Source organism: Rodentibacter sp. JRC1 (genome assembly GCF_020521555.1).
In the GTDB taxonomy this organism is placed as follows: Bacteria; Pseudomonadota; Gammaproteobacteria; order Enterobacterales; family Pasteurellaceae; genus Rodentibacter; species Rodentibacter abscessus.
In genome coordinates, this window is sequence record NZ_BPWA01000001.1 from 644897 (window position 1) to 664933 (window position 20037).

Consider the following 20037-nt stretch of genomic DNA (forward strand, 5'->3'; position numbering starts at 1 on the left):
TCAGGTTGATTCGGCAATTAAACGCTGGATAAGTTTTGCATTTGCCGGTGGAAATAATCCCGCATCTAATGCATTTTGCTCAATCCAAAATCCCTCTTGTCCTTCACGCCCAAAGGGTTCGCCAATCCATTCTTCTACAACATAAAAAAAGAACGAGATAATCTTAGTCGGGTATTCAAATTGAAAGCGTTCATAAAGTTTTGCATTTAGCACCACAATACCGATTTCTTCTTCTAACTCCCGTTTTAAGGCCTGCTCCGGCGTTTCACCGGCATCAACTTTCCCTCCCGGAAATTCAAGAGATTGGGCGAAATCTTGTCCTTCTAAACGTTGGGTTAAATAAATTTGTCCAAATTCATTACGAATAATACCGGCGGCAACTTGTATAATTTTCTTATCCATTTTTAATCCGAATGTAGGGAGATATGAACGTTATAATCGACAGCGAAAAGTGCGGTCAAAAATAACCGCACTTTTGCTTCATTAATTATATTTTGCACGGTTACCGTGACAATGTTTATATTTTTTGCCGGAACCGCAAGGACAAGGCTCATTACGACCGACATGACGACGAGAATCCCCCCCCTCATTTTGTGTCGGCTCACCATTTTCTCTGACAGGCTGATGAGATTGGCTTTCACGTGTCGCCATCTCTTGACGTGCACGTTCTGCTTCTTCCATTTCTTCCTGAGTGCGCACACGTACGCGGGTTAATGTTGTAATCACATGATGTTTCAATGAATCCAACATTTCCGTAAACATACGGAAAGATTCTTTTTTATATTCCTGTTTCGGATCTTTTTGTGCATAACCGCGCAAGTGAATACCTTGACGTAAATAATCCATTGCCGCTAAATGCTCTTTCCAAAGTTCATCAAGGGTTTGCAACATTACACCTTTTTCAAAGTTACGCATCGTTTCTTTTCCGGCGAGGGCTTCTTTTTCTTGGTATTCTTCTTCTGCGATTTCTACAATGCGCTCACGTAGGTTTTCTTCGTGAAGATTGCTATCTTCTTCTAACCAATGCGCAATCGGTAATTCCATACCGAACTCTTGTCTCAAGCGTTCTTCAAGCCCTTTTATATCCCATTGTTCTTCCAAAGAATTCGGTGGAATATATTGGTCAATCATGGAATTGAATACATCATGGCGAATCGCTTTAATAGTGTCGGAAATATCATCGTTATCCAATAAGTGATTGCGTTGTTCGTAAATTGCGTGACGTTGATCATTCGCTACATCATCATATTCGAGTAAGTTTTTACGACCATCAAAATGGAATGCTTCCACTTTTGCTTGTGCCGATGCGATGACTTTTGCCAACATTTTGGATTCCATCGCTTCACCCGGTACGGTAAAGGCTTTGCGCATTAAATTTAGCTTGCCTTCGTTCAGGTAAATACGCATTAAACCGTCTTCTAAAGACAAGTAGAAACGGGACGAACCCGGATCACCTTGACGACCCGAACGACCACGTAATTGGTTGTCAATACGGCGAGATTCGTGACGCTCGGTACCGATAATATGCAGACCACCGGCTTTCATCACGATTTCGTGGTTTTTCTCCCATTCTGCTTTTAACGCATCAATTTGTTGCTGGGTAGGATTTTCCAATTTTGCCGCTTGTGCTTTCCAGTTCCCTCCAAGAATAATATCCGTACCGCGTCCCGCCATATTTGTTGCGATAGTCACTGCGCCCGGATAACCGGCTTCCGCCACGATTTCAGCCTCTTGTTGGTGGAATTTCGCATTTAATACGTTGTGTTTAATACCGGCTTTATCTAAGGCTTTAGATAATTCTTCGGATTTTTCAACGGAAATCGTACCAACCAACACAGGTTGCTGGCGAGCGACACAATCTTTAATGTCTTCAATGATCGCATTAAATTTGTATTCTTCACTCTCAAACATTAAATCCGTACGGTCATCACGAATCATTGGGCGATTGGTTGGAATCACTACGGTTTCCAAACCATAAATTTGTTGGAATTCAAAGGCTTCGGTATCCGCCGTCCCCGTCATTCCTGCCAATTTTTCGTATAGGCGGAAATAGTTTTGATAAGAAATTGAGGCAACGGTTTGGTTTTCGCTCTTAATATCTACGCCTTCTTTTGCTTCAATGGCTTGATGCAAACCGTCAGACCAACGACGTCCTGCCATTGTACGACCGGTGTGCTCATCTACAATGACGATTTCCCCGTCTTTGACGATATAATCCACATCACGTTCAAACAAAGTATGGGCGCGCAATGCCGCCATCACGTGGTGGAGTAATACGATACGTCCCGGTGAATAGAGGGAATCACCTTCCGGCATTAACCCTTGTTCTACCAACCAGTTTTCAACCTTTTCTTGACCGCGTTCGGTTAAATGAGCTTGTTTAGATTTGAGATCCAAAGTGAAATCGCCTTCACCTTGATATTCTTCCGTATCTTCTTTTTCTTGTTTGATTAAATGCGGGATCAATTTATTCACTGCAATGTAAAGTCCGGAACTATCTTCCGCCTGACCAGAAATAATTAATGGCGTACGGGCTTCATCAATTAAAATAGAATCCACTTCATCCACTAAGGCATAGCCTAAAGAGCGTTGGAAACGTTCTTCTTTTGAATGCGCTAAGTTGTCGCGCAGGTAATCAAAGCCAAGTTCGCTGTTTGTTGCGTAAGTAATATCCGCTGCATAAGCCGCGCGTTTGGCTTCAGGCGGTAAACCCGGAATATTTACGCCGACACTCATTCCTAAAAATTCAAATAACGGACGATTCGTTTCTGCATCTCGGCGGGCAAGGTAATCATTCACGGTTACCACGTGAACGCCTTTGCCTTCAAGGGCGATTAAATAGCAAGGCAATGTTGCGGTTAAGGTTTTCCCTTCACCTGTTCGCATTTCCGCAATGCAACGATTAGTCAGCACCATACCGCCGATAAGCTGTACATCAAAATGACGCATACCCAAAACACGTTTGCTTGCTTCACGTACTGTGGCAAAGGCTTCCGGTAAAATATCCTGTAAGGTTTCGCCGGATTTTAGGCGATCGCGAAATTCATCGGTTTTAGCACGGAGTTGTTCATCGGTTAGCGCTTCAAATTCAGATTCTAATTTGTTGATTTTTACGACTTGTTTTTTAAGTTTACGCAAAATACGGTCGTTACGGCTACCAAAAATTTTCGTTAAAATGCTCATAATTTCTCTTTAAAAAATAATAGGTTAAATCAGGTGGTGCGAGCGAAACGGTTATATTTCACGCACACAAAAATATTATTTTGTATGAATCCTTTAAATTCAGACAAACGACGGAAAGTGGAAATTAAATAAGCGGAGGTCCGGCACGAATAGGGGCTTGAAGATTCAATACATTCGCAACAAAGTGCGGTCGAATTTCAAGATGTTTTTCTGTGGAATGGGGGATTGAGGATTGTTGAAAACTTTGACGTTGTATTTCTCGTACGACTTTTGCCGTTTCCAACGCTTGTTGAATAGATACCTGAGATGCATAATTTTCCGCAGATTGATTTTCTAAGCTTTGCGCATTAGGTAAAGCAAAAATCGCGATCATACTTAAAAGTAGTCGCGACCAAAAATTCGGTTTGCCTTTGCCTGAAATCATCATCTCGTTGTTTTGTGTAAAAATTGCGTGTATTGTAGCGAAAATTTGAATTGATGTCATTTATTGGGGCTATTTTATGGAAAACAAGGCGAAACGTTACCAAAAAGCGGTGAATATTGTGGATGTAATGGAACACTCTTCCTTTGCCAAAATGATGAAAGAAGGGCTAGCCACTCACGAATTGAATCAAAAATTCAACCGCTCTTTTCCTCAGGAGTTTAAAGGTTTATTCCGAGTCGGCCGTGTAAGCAATAACGTGCTATTTGTTGAAGTGGCAAACGCCGTTGTACGCCAAGGCATTTTATTTCGCCAAACCGCATTATTAAAATTGATTCAAGAGGATTACCCACAAGTGGAAAAATTGGATGTAAAAATAAATCCGGAATTTGTAAAAATCACGCTTTAAAAATCGCAATCAATTCCTTCACTTTCACACGTTTTTCCGAATTTTGGCTAATGGAACGCTGAACTTTTACGCGTTTGAATTTTGCCCCTTTATAAATTTCACGTGTGAATTTGGTGTCGTGGTTGGATATCAGTACGAAAACTTGCTTTTCTTTTTGCACTTTTCTTGCTATTTCCGCTAAAGCACGTTGATGATTCAAGCCAAATTCATTGCCGGCATAACCGGTAAAATTTGTCTCTTGTTGGAGTGGCGCATATGGCGGATCGCAATAAATGACAGAATTTCTATCCGCCAAGTCAAAGGTTTGTTGAAAATCACCGCATAAAAAGACCGCACTTTGTGCTTTATGCGCAAAATAACGGAGCTCGTCTTCAGGAAAATAATGGGATTTATATGCGCCGAAAGGAACATTAAACTCATTTTTGCTGTTGTAGCGACACAATCCGTTAAAGCCGAAACGGTTTAAATAAAGAAAAATGACTGCACGCTCAAAAGGATCTTGTGATAGGTTAAATTGCAGTCTTTTGCTGTAATAGTAATTGGGCGTGTTGGCATTTGGATCAAAGAAAATCGGTTTACAGGCTTGAATATAGCTGTCCACATTTTCTTTCACAATATTAAATAAATTAATCAAATCAGGATTAATATCCGCCAGAATATAGCGTTCAAAATTAGAATTGAGAAAAACAGCCCCGGCACCAACAAAAGGCTCGATTAAACATTGTTTTTTCTTTGGAAAGGCTTTATTGATATCGTCCGTTAAACGAAATTTCCCTCCCGCCCATTTTAAAAACGGACGATGTTTAATTCTAGGCTTAATTTGTTTTTTCGGACGCAACATCTTAATGCGTTTGAGTGCAGCGGCGAATGGCACTTAACACAAGAGTATGATCGGTATCTGTTGCGACATAGGCTTGACCGAGTGATTTAAGAAGCACCAAACGCAATTTACCGGCGAGCACTTTTTTATCACGCATCATATGTGGCAAATAGTCTTCCGGTTGCATGGTATCCGGCGACACCGTCGGCAAGTTAGCGCGAGCAAGTAACTTTTCTAAACGCGATACGTCTGCGATGGAAATATTGCCTAATTCTTCCGAAAGCGCAGCCGCCATCATCATTCCCGTAGAAACCGCTTCACCGTGTAGCCAGTTACCATAGCCAAGATGCGTTTCAATGGCATGACCGAAAGTATGACCAAGGTTTAGTAAAGCGCGATCACCTTTTTCTTTTTCATCGCGTGCCACAACATCCGCTTTAATTTGGCAACAGCGTGCAATGCAGTATTGTAAGGCTTCTTGTTTTAATGCGACAAGCTCGTCAATATGTTTTTCCAGCCATTCGAAAAATTGCCCTTCAAGAATTGCGCCGTATTTGATCACTTCCGCCAAACCGGCATTGACTTCACGTTTTGGTAAAGTATTGAGTGTGAGCGTATCAATCAATACGGTGGAAGGTTGATAAAAGGCACCGATCATATTTTTACCGAGTTCGTGATTTACCGCAGTTTTGCCACCTACGGAAGAATCTACCTGAGAAAGTAAAGTCGTTGGAATTTGAAGTAAACGCACTCCACGCTGATAACTTGCTGCGGCAAAGCCGGCAACATCACCGATGACACCGCCACCTAAGGCGATAATGGTGGTATCTCTCCCGTGATTTCCCTTTAAAAGTGCGGTAAAAATCAGGTTTAAAGATTCCAATGTTTTGTATTTTTCGCCATCCGGCAGTAAAACGTGCTCAACCGAACAACCGCGTTTTTCGAGGGCTTGTGTAACGGTTTCTAAATAAAACTGTGCAACAGTGGGGTTTGATACAATCATTACGCGTTCCCCCTGTTTCACCGGATAATTACGTTCATCTAGCAACAAACCGCTACCGATTAAAATCGGATAACTACGTTCTTGTAATTCCACATTGACGCACAGCATTATTTATCCTTAGATTGAGTTATTCAATCCGTTTATATTATCAATTAAATCTACGATTTGGTTTACCATTACTTTGGCATTTTGTTCATCGGTAGGAAGTGTCATATCGGCAATTTCTTCATATAAAGGATTACGAATTTTTGCCAAATCTTCCAGTACTTGACGCGGATCATCGACACCTTGCAAAAGAGGGCGTTTTTTATCACGTTGAGTCCGTTGGAATTGCTTATCCACCGTTGTTTCTAAATAAATTACAATACCGCGGGCAGATAAATAATTGCGGTTATCTTTCGACATTACCGTCCCTCCGCCGGTAGAAAGTACGATACCTTGCATTTGGGTCAGTTCATTAATAATACGTTCTTCACGTTTGCGAAAACCTTCTTCACCCTCTAAATCAAAAATCCAACTAATATCTGCGCCTGCCCGTTCCTCAATTACGGCATCGGAATCCACAAAATCCATATTCAGTTGTTGTGCTAATTGACGACCGATAGTGCTTTTTCCCGCACCCATAGGCCCTACTAAAAAAATATTACGTTTTTCAGCCATTGTTTTTTTCTAACGATAAATTTACTCAAAATCGATCTTTTTAAAAATTAAGCAAAACCACGAAGTCCGCCAAAAGATCACCCAAAAAATCTTTGAGATTATCGCAATAAATCGCCCTAATTTTCAACCTCTGAGGAAGATTTATTTTAGAAATGGCTAAAGTGCGGTCAAAAAATCCTTCTTTTTTATCACTACCTATCAGATTAACAGATTGAGCTTTCTTTTACGCAAAGGTATAGTTGCCACGCTTTTTGTGGGGAAATGGTATGAATGTTATTTTTGATTATTTTTTATCACTAAATCCGGTGTTCCAAGCATTAATTGCCGGATTATTTACGTGGTTTTGTACGATCTTTGGCTCTGCCTTTGTCTTTTTTTTCAAACAAGTAAACCAAAAATTACTTGATAGTATGATGGGGTTTGCCGCCGGAGTTATGATTGCGGCTTCGGTTTGGTCATTACTTGAACCGTCCTTTGATTTTGCTAAACAAAGTTCAATCGAATGGTATTGGTTACCGACATTAGTTGGTTTCTTAATCGGCGGATTATTTTTACGTACCCTTGACTATTTGGTTCCTCATTTGCATTTAAGCAAACCTATTGAAGAAGCGGAGGGAATGCAGCCACATCGTAGGCTCTCTAAATCAATGTTACTTTTCTTGGCGATCACTATTCACAATATTCCCGAAGGACTTGCAATCGGTGTGGCATTTGGTGCAATCGCTACCCTTGGTGAGGGAGCGGACGCGCTACCACTCACCTTAAGTGCAATCGGTCTTGCGATTGGTATGGGATTACAAAATGTGCCTGAAGGCTCGGCACTTTCTATGCCGTTGCGGGCTGAGGGACATAGCAGAATGAAAGCTTTCGCTTATGGTGCTTTTTCAGCGATTGTTGAACCGATTGGCGCAGTTATCGGCGCATTATTTGTTATTTCGATGACATCAATTTTGCCGTATGCCCTCGCTTTTGCTGCCGGCGCAATGATTTTCGTTGTTGTAGAAGAATTGATTCCGGAATCGCAAAGTAACGGCAACACGGATCTTGCAACATTGAGTTTAATGTTGGGATTTTCATTAATGATGATTTTAGATGTCGTGTTAGGATAGATGTGCCGTAAAGAAAAAGTGCGGTTAAAATCTCACAAAATCTTAACCGCACTTTTTATTATTTGATTTCTTCCGTCTTCTCCGCAGTGCCTTTAATGGTAAGGCTGATTTCTGTGGAAATGAGATATTCAAGAATAGCGGAAAGCTCGGCTAAATTGGTAAGATTGCCGTTTCCTTCTTCATCAAAATACTCCTCATCTTTTAAATTGGCGATAAAGGCGGAGAATACCGCTTTATCAAAGAACTCCGGTGCATTAATACCATGTAGTACGGAAAGACGTTGAGCCACTAATTGACTTTCTTTTTCCAGCGCACTACGTGAAATTTTCGGATCTTTTTGCAAAATAGTTACGGTGATGTAATAACGTTGCAAAATCTCACGTACGCCGGCAGACCAAAGCTGTAAAATGCGCACTTTTGAGCGGTTAATTGAAAGTAAATTGTCATTTGTATGAATGACTTCTTGGCGGGTAAATTCCGCAATAATTTTGCTGATTTGTGTTTTTAATTCTTCTTGATTGAAATGTAAGAATAATTCACCTTTTAGAAAAGGATAAATTTTACTTACGGCATCTAACATCAAATCTTTTTGAATGGCTTCGTAATGTAGCACAATGCTTGCAACCAAAGACGGTAATACAAAAGAGTGTTGAATATTATTACGATAGTAAGTCATTAACACGGCGGAAGTTCGTTCAAGACGGACGATTTCGCCGAAATTATCTTTTTCAACCAACACGCCCACGCGATCAAGACTTAATACATGTTCCAACATTTTATTAGGAGTATCCGCCGGAATCACCATATCTTCGGAATACGGCGCTTGTTGCAACATTTGTTGATAGCTGCTTAACTGCTCAAGTAATTGTTCACGAGAAAGTGCGCGCTGGCGAGAAGAGAGTAATGCCGTTCCTACAAGGTTCATCGAATTTACCGCAGCAGCTTTATTGATATTCACCATCACTTGATTGGAAATGGCATCCACAGCTTGATTAAACCATTGTGGCTTCTCTTCGCTATGACTCTCTTTCCAATCGGGGAAATGTTGGTTGAGGTAGTTTGATAATGTAATAGGTTCACCGAAATTAACGAAGCCTTGACCTAAATTACGCAATTTTTTAATCACTCGGATTACTAATCCCGCATTTTCTTTTTCTTTCGCCGCACCACGTAATTCTTTCGCATAGGTATCAACTTCCAATACGTGTTCGTAACCCACATATACCGGTACGACAGAAATCGGACGACTCTGATTATGTTGGAGTGCCTGTAAAGTCATCGACATCATTCCTGTTTTCGGTGCTAGTAAACGACCGGTGCGTGAACGCCCCCCTTCAATAAAATATTCTACAGAATAACCACGGTAAAATAATTCCGCTAAATACTCACGGAAAATCGCAGAATAAAGCCGATTTCCTTTGAAAGTACGGCGAATAAAGAAAGCTCCCCAACTACGGAAAATACGACCTACCGGCCAAAAATTCAAGTTAATTCCTGCGGCGATGTGTGGCGGCACTAAGCCTTGGTGGTAAAGCACATAAGAAAGCAGTAAATAGTCGATATGACTACGGTGACAAGGCACATAGACGATTTCATGTCCTTCAAGTGCCAATTTGCGTACGCGATCGGCATTTTGCACATCAATCCCAGAATACAATTTATTCCATAACCAGCGTAAAAATCGATCTGCCGCACGAAGGCTTGAGTGGCTTACGTCTGCGGCAATTTCATTTAAAATTTTATAGGCTTCTTTTTCCGCTTTTTCACGACTAATGTTTTTGTTTTTTACTTCATCTTCAATGGCTACTTGAATGGCTTTAGATTGTAATAATTTGTTGAACATTGCTTCACGGTTCGGTAATCGCGGACCGGTTGCAGAAATGCGTTGTCTTGCAAAGTGCATTTTCGCCACTCGTGCTAATTTTTGCGCCATTTTTTCATCCGAACCGTGTTCATTCGCCATATAACGTAGTGAAACCGCTTGAGAGAAACGCACAAAGGTGTCGCGTCCAAACCAAATTGCCGCAAAAGTTTTTTGTATACCGTTTAATAAACGTAAATTCGGTAGAGTGGCTTTATCTTCGTGTCCAGGGGAACGTCCCCAAAGCACGGAAACCGGTACCAGTTGTACATCTAAGTTTTCAAAAGTGCGGTGTAATTCTAGGTATTTATTAAATACTTGAACGGTTTCGTCTTTCGCTCCTTTAGATTTAAAAAATCGGCGGCCTTCATCTAAATATACGTAACGAGGCAAACTTACGCCCTGTATATCATTTTTTTGAGCTGGATCAGGTAAGCCCACATTCAAACAGTTACGGCGGAAAATCACAAAATCTGTTTGGGAAGTGTAAGGTAATACATAAACAATCGGTTGAGAAAGGTTAAGTTGAAGTTCTTCAGCCGGATTGGCAGGAATAGGATTATTTTTTACTAAGAACGATAAAGGAAATTCTAACAATTTACGATAGGCATTCACGATATTCGACATAATATAGGTTCTCTTTTTTATCAAACACTTCCATCATATTATCATATTAGATCGCTTATAACCCTCTAAAATTTAGTATGAACGACAAATAACGGTTGCAACGCCATGAGTTCTGTATATAATGACATAGTTTCTGTATATAACAACAGGAGTGGGTATGAAACCATTAACAAGCAGACAACAAGAAGTGCTGGATTTGCTAAAACGGCACTTAGAAACAACCGGTATGCCGCCTACGCGCGCAGAAATTTCTCGCGAATTGGGATTTAAATCGCCTAATGCGGCGGAAGAACATTTGAAAGCACTGGCACGTAAAGGGGCGATTGAAATTATTGCCGGTGCATCGCGCGGTATTCGTATTCTATTAGATGAAGACCGGATTGAGGAACAGGCAGGATTGCCGTTAATCGGTCGTGTGGCGGCGGGAGAGCCTATTCTTGCAGAACAACATATCGAAGGCACTTACCGTGTTGATGCCGATATGTTCAAACCACAGGCTGATTTTCTGCTTAAAGTTTATGGTCAATCCATGAAGAATATTGGCATTTTAGACGGCGATCTCCTTGCTGTACATAGCACGAAAGATGTACGTAACGGACAAGTTGTGGTAGCGCGTATTGAAGATGAAGTAACGGTGAAACGTTTAGAACGTAAAGGCTCTATCGTTTATCTTCACGCTGAAAATGAAGAATTTCAGCCGATAGTCGTAAATCTTGCAGAACAACCCCATTTTGAAATTGAAGGCATTGCAGTGGGCATTATTCGCAATAATGCGTGGATGTAAATCTTAAAGCTCATTAAAAGTGCGGTTAAATTGACCGCACTTTTTCTATTTTTCGCTATTATGTTGCACTTGCACAAAATATCGTAGATACCATCGATCCTATAGGGTGGGCAAATTTTACCCACCGATTTAAACAATGAATTTCAATGGTGGGCAACAAATTGCACCACCCTACTTTTCACATTGTGCAATGTGCTACATAATACTGCTGTTTTTTGTTTTTTTTTTAAGCTAATTTGCCATTCGATCTATTGCTTACTATAATGCCGAACAATCATTTTCAGGAATTAAGGATAGGAAATGCAATTTTCCAAAATGCATGGTTTAGGTAATGATTTTGTTGTGGTGGATGCCATCACACAAAATGTTTATTTCACACCGGAAACCATTAAACGCCTTGCAGATCGCCATCGCAGTATTGGTTTTGATCAACTTTTGATTGTCGAACCGCCTTACGATCCCGATTTAGATTTTCACTATCGAATTTTTAACGCAGATGGTAGCGAAGTGGCACAATGTGGTAATGGTGCCCGTTGTTTCGCCCGTTTTGTTACTCTAAAAGGCTTAACAAATAAACAAGATATTGCCGTTAGCACACAAAAAGGAAAAATGATTTTAACAGTAAGAGAAGATGGTAAGATCCGTGTCAATATGGGCGAACCGATATGGGAACCGGCGAAAATTCCGTTTACTGCGAATAAATTCGAGAAAAACTACATTTTGCGTACTGACATTCAAACGGTTCTATGTGGCGCGGTTTCTATGGGAAATCCGCATTGCGTGCTTCAAGTAGAAGATATTCGCACGGCAAATGTTGCGCAGTTAGGCCCGCTGTTGGAAAGCCACGAACGTTTTCCTGAACGTGTGAACGTTGGTTTTATGCAAGTAGTAAATCGTAATCATATCAAACTACGCGTTTACGAACGTGGTGCCGGCGAAACCCAAGCTTGTGGCAGTGGGGCTTGTGCTGCGGCAGCCGTAGGGATAATGCAAGGATTATTAGATCATAAAGTACAAGTTGATTTACCCGGTGGCAGCTTAATGATTGAATGGCAAGGGGAAGGACATCCGCTTTATATGACAGGTGAAGCGACACATATTTATGACGGGAATATTCATCTTTAAAACACAAAAGTAAATATAAAAAAGAGAGGCGCCTTTATTTTGAGGCACCTCTTTACTTTTTTATGGTTTATTTTTATATAAATTTAGAACGGAATATCATCATCAAAGCCATCCATTGGTGGTTCGGCTTGTGGCGCTGCTTGTTGTTGAACAGGGCGGGATGGCTGATTATTGTTTGGACGGGCTTGGTAAGATGGTTGTAGTGTGCTTTGTCCCATATCCGGTGCGCCGTAGCCACCGGCGTTTTGATTACGTCCACCCAGCATTTGCATTACATCACCTTGAATCTCTGTAGTATAGCGATCTTGACCGTTCTGATCTTGCCATTTACGGGTGCGTAAACGCCCTTCAACATAGATTTGTGAGCCTTTGCGTAAGTATTCACCGCAGATTTCCGCTTGGCGACGATAGAATACAATGCGATGCCATTCTGTAATTTCACGACGTTCACCGGTGTTGCGATCATTCCAACTTTCACTTGTCGCAACGCTAATGTTTGCTACGGCATCGCCGTTCGGCATAGTACGAATTTCCGGATCATTGCCTAAATGACCTACGATGATGACCTTATTTACTCCAGCCATAAAAAACCTCATTTTTATCATTAAAAAAGTGCGGTTATTTTGCCTGAAATTTTGGAAAAGATCTATAAATTTTAACTGGATATTTGCACAGATGTTTAAATGTGCGATAATGCTCGCAATTTCACAAAAAATTTAAACCAGACAAGTTGTTTTATGGAAAATATCGACATTCGTGGAGCACGCACCCACAATCTAAAAAATATCAACTTAACCATTCCTCGTGATAAGCTTATTGTCATTACCGGCTTGTCCGGTTCCGGTAAATCTTCCCTTGCTTTTGATACGCTTTATGCAGAGGGGCAACGCCGTTATGTAGAATCGCTTTCCGCTTATGCCCGCCAGTTTTTATCCTTAATGGAAAAACCGGATGTCGATTCTATTGAAGGATTATCTCCGGCAATTTCTATTGAACAAAAATCTACTTCCCATAATCCCCGTTCAACAGTGGGAACGATCACCGAGATTTACGATTATTTGCGCTTATTATTTGCGCGGGTAGGTGAACCTCGCTGCCCGAATCACGATGTTCCCTTAACAGCGCAAACCATTAGCCAAATGGTGGATAAAGTGCTGAGTTTACCGGAAGAATCAAAAATGATGCTACTTGCTCCGGTGGTGAAAAATCGCAAAGGTGAACATATTAAGCTCTTAGAAAATATCGCCGCACAAGGTTACATTCGGGCAAGAATTGACGGTGAAATTTGTGATTTGTCGGATCCACCGAAACTTGAATTGCAGAAAAAACATACGATTGAAGTGGTAGTTGATCGTTTTAAAGTGCGGTCAGATTTAGCAACGCGCTTAGCAGAATCTTTTGAGACAGCATTAGAGCTTTCCGGCGGGACGGCGATTGTCGCGGATATGGATAATCCGAAGACGGAGGAATTGGTATTTTCGGCAAATTTTGCTTGTCCTCATTGTGGTTATTCCGTGCCGGAACTAGAACCGCGTTTATTCTCTTTCAACAATCCGGCAGGAGCTTGTCCGACTTGTGACGGTTTAGGTGTGCAACAGTATTTTGATGAAGAGCGTGTGGTTCAAAATCCAACGATTTCGCTTGCAAGCGGTGCAGTAAAAGGGTGGGATCGCCGCAATTTCTATTATTACCAAATGTTGACTTCGCTTGCCAAACATTATGATTTTGATATAGAAGTACCTTATGAAGCGCTACCGAAAAAAATCCGTCAGATTATTATGCACGGTTCCGGCAAAGAAGAAATTGAATTTCAGTATATGAATGATCGCGGTGATGTTGTGATTCGTAAGCACGCCTTTGAAGGTATTTTAAATAATATGGCACGCCGTTATAAAGAAACGGAATCGATGTCTGTGCGTGAAGAATTGGCAAAAAATATCAGCAACCGTTCTTGTGCAGACTGTGGGGGATCCCGTTTACGACCGGAAGCGCGCAACGTGTATATCGGGCCAACGAACCTACCAATGATTTCGGAAAAAAGTATTGGAGAAACGTTGGAATTTTTCACCGCACTTTCTTTAACCGGGCAAAAAGCACAAATCGCTGAGAAAATTTTGAAAGAAATTCGTGAACGTTTGCAATTCTTAGTGAATGTAGGACTGAATTATCTTTCTCTTTCCCGTTCCGCCGAAACCTTATCGGGTGGCGAAGCACAACGCATTCGCCTTGCCAGCCAAATCGGTGCCGGTTTGGTGGGGGTAATGTATGTATTGGATGAACCCTCCATCGGTTTACATCAGCGGGATAATGAACGCTTGTTAAATACTCTGGTTCACTTACGTAACCTCGGCAACACGGTGATTGTGGTAGAACATGACGAAGATGCCATTCGAGCGGCTGATCATATTATTGATATCGGCCCGGGCGCAGGCGTGCATGGCGGACAAGTGATTGCACAAGGTAACGCGCAAGAAATTATGGCGAACCCAAGTTCAATTACGGGGAAATTTTTATCGGGTGAAGAACAAATTGAAATTCCGCAAAAACGAACCGCACTTGATAAGGAAAGATGGCTGAAACTGAAAGGCGCATCGGGGAATAATTTAAAAAATGTGAATTTAGACATTCCGGTCGGTTTATTTACCTGTATCACCGGGGTATCGGGATCGGGGAAATCGACTTTGATTAACGATACTTTGTTCCCATTGGCACAAAATGCGTTAAATCGTGCAGATAAAACGGATTATGCTCCTTACAAATCTATCGAAGGTTTGGAATATTTCGATAAAGTGATCGACATTAACCAAAGCCCAATCGGTCGAACGCCACGTTCTAACCCAGCCACTTACACCGGCTTATTCACACCTATTCGTGAATTATTCGCCGGCGTACCTGAGGCTCGTGCACGTGGTTATAACCCCGGACGTTTTAGTTTTAACGTACGTGGTGGGCGTTGTGAGGCTTGTCAAGGAGACGGTGTATTGAAAGTCGAAATGCACTTCCTACCGGATGTGTATGTACCTTGTGATCAATGTAAAGGAAAACGCTATAACCGTGAAACATTGGAAATTCGCTACAAAGGCAAGACGATTCACCAAGTGCTAGATATGACGGTGGAAGAAGCCCGCGAGTTTTTTGATGCCATTCCAATGATCGCCCGTAAGTTGCAAACCTTGATGGATGTGGGCTTGTCTTATATTCGATTAGGTCAATCTTCAACCACTCTTTCCGGAGGTGAAGCGCAACGTGTGAAATTAGCGACAGAGCTTTCTAAACGCGATACCGGCAAAACCCTATATATTTTGGATGAACCGACAACAGGTTTACATTTTGCGGATATTAAACAACTTCTTGAAGTGCTACATCGCTTGCGTAATCAAGGCAATACCATCGTAGTGATCGAACATAATTTAGATGTGATTAAAACCGCAGATTGGATTGTTGATCTCGGGCCTGAAGGAGGCAGTGGCGGCGGGCAAATTATCGCTACCGGCACACCGGAAGATGTAGCACAAGTAGAAGGGTCGCATACCGCTCGGTTCTTAAAACCGATTTTAGAAAAACGCTAAATAAAACGACCGCACTTACTAAAGCAATATTTATCCCGAAGTGAAGTATCAATAGCATCACAACGGGATAAATAAATATCAAATATTAGAGAATTTCTTTTGCTGTCTCAACGACGTTATCTACGGTAAAGCCGAACAATTTAAATAGTTGATCAGCAGGAGCGGATTCACCGAAGCCATTCATTCCCACAATACGACCATCAAAGCCCACGTATTTATACCAGAAATCTGAAATACCGGCTTCAATTGCGATACGTTTTGTCACTGATGACGGTAATACGCTTTCGCGGTAAGCCACATCTTGTTTATCAAAACGGTTAGTGCTTGGCATAGAAACCACACGCACGTTTTTACCTTCCGCACCTAATACTTCGGCGGCTTTCACGGCAAGCTCAACTTCTGAGCCGGTCGCGATTAAGATTAAATCAGGCGTACCTGCACAATCTTTGAGAATATATCCGCCACGTGCTACATTTGCCAATTGGTCGGAAGTACGGTCCATTTGTGCCAAGTTTTGGCGGGTGAAAATCAATGCACTTGGTCCCTCTTTACGCTCAACAGCTTGTTGCCATGCAATTGCCGATTCCACTTGATCACAAGGACGCCAAGTTTCAAGATTTGGAATTAAACGTAACGAAGCGGTTTGTTCCACCGGTTGGTGGGTCGGGCCGTCTTCACCTAGACCGATTGAATCGTGAGTATAGACAAACAACGCACGTTGTTTCATTAACGCCGCCATACGCACCGCATTGTGAGCGTATTCATAGAACATTAAGAAAGTTGCACCGTAAGGAATAAAACCGCCGTGTAATGCGATACCGTTCATTATGGCGGACATACCAAATTCACGTACACCGTAATTGACGTAGTTACCATCAACATTTTCGTGTGCACGAATTGGTTTTGAGCCGCTCCATAAGGTTAAGTTAGAACTTGCTAAATCCGCAGAACCACCTAAAAATTCAGGCAATAGGTGGGCATAAGCTTCAATCGCATTTTGAGAAGCTTTACGGCTTGCAATGCTTGCCGGGTTGGCTTGTAATTTTTCAATAAAGGCTTTTGATTCAGCCGCCCAATTCGCCGGTAATTCGCCTGTTACACGACGTTTAAATTCCGCAGCCAATTCGGGATAGGCTTTTTCGTATGCAGAAAATTTTTCTTCCCAAGATTTCTCCGCTTCCTCACCTTTCACTTTTGCATCCCACTGTGCATAGTATTCTGCAGGAATTTCAAATGGTGCATAATCCCAATTCAGCGCTTTACGTGTTAAAGCGATTTCTTCATCACCGAGCGGCGCACCGTGGGAATCGTGTGAGCCTGATTTATTCGGTGAGCCGAAACCGATAATCGTTTTACAAATAATTAAAGTCGGTTTTTCTTTTTCTGCTTGCGCTAATATGGTTGCCGCACGAATTTGCTCCGCATCGTGACCGTCTACATTGCGGATCACTTGCCAGCCGTAAGCCTCAAAACGTGCTGCCGTATCATCGCTAAACCAGCCGTCAACATGGCCGTCAATAGAGATATTATTGTCATCATAGAAAGCGATTAATTTACCTAAACCGAGTGTTCCCGCTAAAGAACAAGCCTCGTGTGAAACACCTTCCATTAAACAACCGTCACCTAAGAACACGTAAGTATAGTGATCTACAATATCATGCCCTTCACGGTTAAATTGACCCGCAAGGGTTTTCTCGGCAATCGCCATACCCACTGCATTGGTAATACCTTGACCTAAAGGACCGGTCGTAGTTTCCACACCCGGTGCATAACCGTATTCCGGGTGGCCCGGTGTTTTAGAATGCAATTGACGGAATTGTTTTAAATCTTCAATTGATAAATCATAGCCTGTTAAGTGCAATAGGCTGTAAATCAACATAGAACCGTGTCCGTTGGACAACACAAAACGGTCACGATCCGCCCATTTCGGATTGGTCGGATTATGTTTTAAAAAATCACGCCATAATACTTCGGCGATATCTGCCATGCCCATAGGCGCTCCCGGGTGACCGGATTTTGCTTTTTGCACGGCATCCATTGATAAGAAACGAATTGCGTTGGCTAATTGTCTGCGAGTTGCCATATTGTTCTCCTGTGTGAAAAAATCGCTTCGGCTATTCTACCCTATTTACTTCAAGGCAGAGGTAATTAATTCAATTTTTATGTGATAGTTTTGAGCTATCGTAAATTATGTTCTGCGGCGTCTCAAATGATAACGCTGACTATTTGATTTAACCGGTAAATTGACCGCTCTTTTCGGTTCGTGCGGTACACGGTAAGCCCGGCGATAATGACTTATAAAATAGTGAACGGAACTTGCCAACACGATACCAAGTAAAAATACAACGACCAATTCACCATAAAGTCGGCTGAAAATTTGATTAATTTTACTTTGAGAAGATTGAGCATACTGTGCATCAAAGGTTACACGTAAAAAGCCTTTAATACCGGAATTTGAATAAATCGGTTCAACAATTTGTCGTCGGCTCTTTTCTCTCTCACCTTCCTCGTCAAGCCCTAAATGCGTTCGCAAATTTTCAGAACCGGTACTTTGTGCTAATAATTTCCCCTGAGCATTATAAATTGAGGCATCAATTACAAAATGTTCTTGTACTAAATTATCAAGATTTTCCCTTAGTTTTTCAGATTGAGTATTGTTCACCAATAACACGGAGAACAAATTTGTCTGCTGGCGCACTAAAATATGGGATAAGTTGGAAACCTGATTTACTCCGGCAAGCTGCGAACCGATCTTGAATTGCTGCACGCCAAACAAAATCACAGCCAATGCACCCAAACTAAGAAGCACAATGAGTACAAGCATAAGCGATTTTGTCAGTTTTTCTTTGATTAAACGCAAGTTATTTTCCCCAATTTGCCATTAAATCGGCTAGAATAGTTTCAAGTTTTACAATTTACAGGATTTTCTATGCAAATTCAAAACCTTGCAAGCATCACACAAAAATATTCCTCATTTCCGACCGCACTTTTGCCAAATGAAAGAATCTCTTCGACCAAAGATGCTTTCATTCTTTATGGCAAAATCTTAAATCTAACCGCACTTTCCGAATTTCAACAAAAGTGCGGTCAAAATTTCCAATGTTTTGAGGCATGGAATGTGGCTCAAAATACCGTAGTATTATTGAAAGGCGAATGGCAAGAAACTTTTCTTTCAATCGCACACGAACTTGGTTTGGATATCGCCCTTCTCAATTTTGATGCCAAATTATCTGAAAAAGGTTTATTGGTCATGGATATGGATTCCACCGCCATTCAAATCGAATGTATTGATGAAATTGCAAAACTTGCCGGCACCGGTGAATTAGTTTCCGCAATCACAGAAAGTGCAATGCGCGGTGAACTCGATTTTGAACAAAGTTTACGTCGCCGCGTCGCCACACTAAAAGACGCACCGGAAAGCATTCTACAAACCGTCCGCTCAACATTGCCATTAATGCCGGGCTTGGTTGAAACCATTCAAACCTTACAACAATATGGCTGGAAAACCGCCATTGCTTCCGGTGGTTTTACCTATTTTGCGGATCATTTGAAAACATTGTTGAAGCTGGATTTTGCCGTCTCAAATCAATTCGATATTGTGGACGGTAAATTGACGGGCTTAGTGAAAGGCGAAGTTGTCGATGCCCAATACAAAGCCGACACCCTTCAACGTTTGCGTGATGAATACAAACTCGAGCCGAAAAATACGATTGCCATCGGCGATGGCGCAAATGACTTGGCGATGATGAAGGTTGCAGGTTTAGGCGTTGCCTTCCATGCCAAGCCGAAAGTACAACAGCAAGCTCAAATTGTGGTAAACTTCGCCGACTTAACCGCACTTTTATGTCTTCTAAGTGCGAACGATAAAATTTAATCATTTAATGGGAGGAACATTATGCCATCTTTTGATATTGTCTCTGAAATTACGATGCACGAAGTACGCAATGCGGTAGAAAATGCAAATCGCGTTTTAAGCACTCGCTATGATTTTCGTGGTGTTGAAGCCGTCATTGAACTTAACGAAAAAAATGAAACGGTGAAAGTAACCACCGAATCCGACTTCCAACTTGAACAATTAATCGAAATCTTAATCGGTTCTTTTGTGAAACGAGGGATTGAACACGCTTCACTTGATATTCCAACGGAAAGTGAACACCACGGTAAACTTTACACCAAAGAAATTAAACTCAAACAAGGGATTGAAACCGAGATGGCAAAAAAAATCACAAAATTAGTGAAAGAGGCAAAAATCAAAGTTCAAACCCAAATTCAAGGCGATCAAGTACGTGTAACCGGTAAATCACGTGATGATTTACAAGCCGTAATTCAATTAGTAAAAAACGCAGAACTCGGGCAACCGTTCCAATTTAATAATTTTAGAGATTAAGCGGGCTTTTCTATTAGATTTTTCATTTCAGAAAAGTAATGCAAAATGTGAGAAAAAGTGCGGTCGGAAAAACAGGTAT

Annotated in this window: 17 protein-coding genes; 7 read left to right on the forward strand and 10 right to left on the reverse strand. The window is 41.5% G+C overall.

What is annotated here, in order from left to right; translation table 11 throughout:
* From mutT to secM, 3 genes are all read right to left on the reverse strand, one after another.
* A complete protein-coding gene (gene mutT, locus HEMROJRC1_RS02870) occupies positions 1-402 on the reverse strand; it encodes an 8-oxo-dGTP diphosphatase MutT (protein WP_226691545.1) in 402 nt (133 codons plus the stop codon).
* Positions 403-483: 81 nt separating this feature from the next.
* Positions 484-3183, reverse strand: a complete 2700-nt coding sequence (gene secA, locus HEMROJRC1_RS02875) for a preprotein translocase subunit SecA (protein ID WP_226691546.1) — start codon at positions 3181-3183, stop codon at positions 484-486.
* 124 nt (positions 3184-3307) lie between these two features.
* Positions 3308-3607 carry a secA translation cis-regulator SecM gene (secM, locus tag HEMROJRC1_RS02880; RefSeq protein ID WP_226692915.1) on the reverse strand — a complete coding sequence of 100 codons (300 nt, stop codon included), beginning with the start codon at positions 3605-3607 and terminating at the stop codon, positions 3308-3310.
* A 76-nt stretch (positions 3608-3683) separates the two neighbouring features.
* On the opposite strand from secM, the gene HEMROJRC1_RS02885 reads away from it, so the two are divergent.
* Positions 3684-4013, forward strand: a complete 330-nt coding sequence (locus HEMROJRC1_RS02885; protein WP_226691547.1) for a DciA family protein — start codon at positions 3684-3686, stop codon at positions 4011-4013.
* On the opposite strand, the gene HEMROJRC1_RS02890 is transcribed toward HEMROJRC1_RS02885, so the two are convergent.
* From HEMROJRC1_RS02890 to aroK, 3 genes are read right to left on the reverse strand one after another with little or no spacing between them, the layout of a single operon-like run.
* A complete protein-coding gene (locus HEMROJRC1_RS02890; RefSeq protein ID WP_226691548.1) occupies positions 4003-4854 on the reverse strand; it encodes a Dam family site-specific DNA-(adenine-N6)-methyltransferase in 852 nt (283 codons plus the stop codon). The genes HEMROJRC1_RS02885 and HEMROJRC1_RS02890 overlap by 11 nt on opposite strands.
* 1 nt (position 4855) lies before the next feature.
* Positions 4856-5944, reverse strand: coding sequence for a 3-dehydroquinate synthase (gene aroB, locus HEMROJRC1_RS02895; protein ID WP_226691549.1), 1089 nt, complete (start codon positions 5942-5944; stop codon positions 4856-4858).
* A 9-nt stretch (positions 5945-5953) separates the two neighbouring features.
* Positions 5954-6496, reverse strand: a complete 543-nt coding sequence (aroK, locus tag HEMROJRC1_RS02900) for a shikimate kinase AroK (protein WP_226691550.1) — start codon at positions 6494-6496, stop codon at positions 5954-5956.
* Between the two features lie 275 nt (positions 6497-6771).
* On the opposite strand from aroK, the gene HEMROJRC1_RS02905 reads away from it, so the two are divergent.
* The gene (locus tag HEMROJRC1_RS02905; RefSeq protein WP_226692916.1) at positions 6772-7605 is read left to right on the forward strand and encodes a ZIP family metal transporter; all 834 of its coding nucleotides are present in this window, start codon (positions 6772-6774) and stop codon (positions 7603-7605) included.
* 58 nt (positions 7606-7663) lie between these two features.
* Here the strand turns inward: HEMROJRC1_RS02905 and plsB are convergent, their stop codons facing one another.
* The gene (gene plsB / locus HEMROJRC1_RS02910; RefSeq protein ID WP_226691551.1) at positions 7664-10093 is read right to left on the reverse strand and encodes a glycerol-3-phosphate 1-O-acyltransferase PlsB; all 2430 of its coding nucleotides are present in this window, start codon (positions 10091-10093) and stop codon (positions 7664-7666) included.
* A 157-nt stretch (positions 10094-10250) separates the two neighbouring features.
* Here plsB and lexA point away from each other — a divergent pair, with 157 nt between their 5' ends.
* The gene (gene lexA, locus HEMROJRC1_RS02915; RefSeq protein ID WP_226691552.1) at positions 10251-10877 is read left to right on the forward strand and encodes a transcriptional repressor LexA; all 627 of its coding nucleotides are present in this window, start codon (positions 10251-10253) and stop codon (positions 10875-10877) included.
* Between the two features lie 300 nt (positions 10878-11177).
* A complete protein-coding gene (dapF, locus tag HEMROJRC1_RS02920) occupies positions 11178-12002 on the forward strand; it encodes a diaminopimelate epimerase (protein WP_226691553.1) in 825 nt (274 codons plus the stop codon).
* A gap of 83 nt (positions 12003-12085) precedes the next feature.
* On the opposite strand, the gene HEMROJRC1_RS02925 is transcribed toward dapF, so the two are convergent.
* Positions 12086-12586: a single-stranded DNA-binding protein gene (locus HEMROJRC1_RS02925; RefSeq protein WP_226691554.1), complete on the reverse strand. Its 501-nt coding sequence runs from the start codon at positions 12584-12586 to the stop codon at positions 12086-12088.
* A 153-nt stretch (positions 12587-12739) separates the two neighbouring features.
* Here HEMROJRC1_RS02925 and uvrA point away from each other — a divergent pair, with 153 nt between their 5' ends.
* Complete coding sequence (gene uvrA, locus HEMROJRC1_RS02930) at positions 12740-15571, forward strand: excinuclease ABC subunit UvrA (RefSeq protein WP_226691555.1); 2832 nt, start codon at positions 12740-12742, stop codon at positions 15569-15571.
* An 85-nt stretch (positions 15572-15656) separates the two neighbouring features.
* On the opposite strand, the gene tkt is transcribed toward uvrA, so the two are convergent.
* Positions 15657-17654, reverse strand: coding sequence for a transketolase (gene tkt, locus HEMROJRC1_RS02935; protein WP_226691556.1), 1998 nt, complete (start codon positions 17652-17654; stop codon positions 15657-15659).
* 105 nt (positions 17655-17759) lie between these two features.
* Positions 17760-18431 carry a YtjB family periplasmic protein gene (locus HEMROJRC1_RS02940; protein ID WP_226691557.1) on the reverse strand — a complete coding sequence of 224 codons (672 nt, stop codon included), beginning with the start codon at positions 18429-18431 and terminating at the stop codon, positions 17760-17762.
* A 69-nt stretch (positions 18432-18500) separates the two neighbouring features.
* Between HEMROJRC1_RS02940 and serB the strand changes: the two genes are divergently transcribed.
* Positions 18501-19445: a phosphoserine phosphatase gene (serB, locus tag HEMROJRC1_RS02945; protein ID WP_226691558.1), complete on the forward strand. Its 945-nt coding sequence runs from the start codon at positions 18501-18503 to the stop codon at positions 19443-19445.
* A gap of 21 nt (positions 19446-19466) precedes the next feature.
* A complete protein-coding gene (locus HEMROJRC1_RS02950) occupies positions 19467-19958 on the forward strand; it encodes a YajQ family cyclic di-GMP-binding protein (RefSeq protein WP_226691559.1) in 492 nt (163 codons plus the stop codon).
* The last annotated feature ends 79 nt before the right edge of the window (positions 19959-20037 follow it).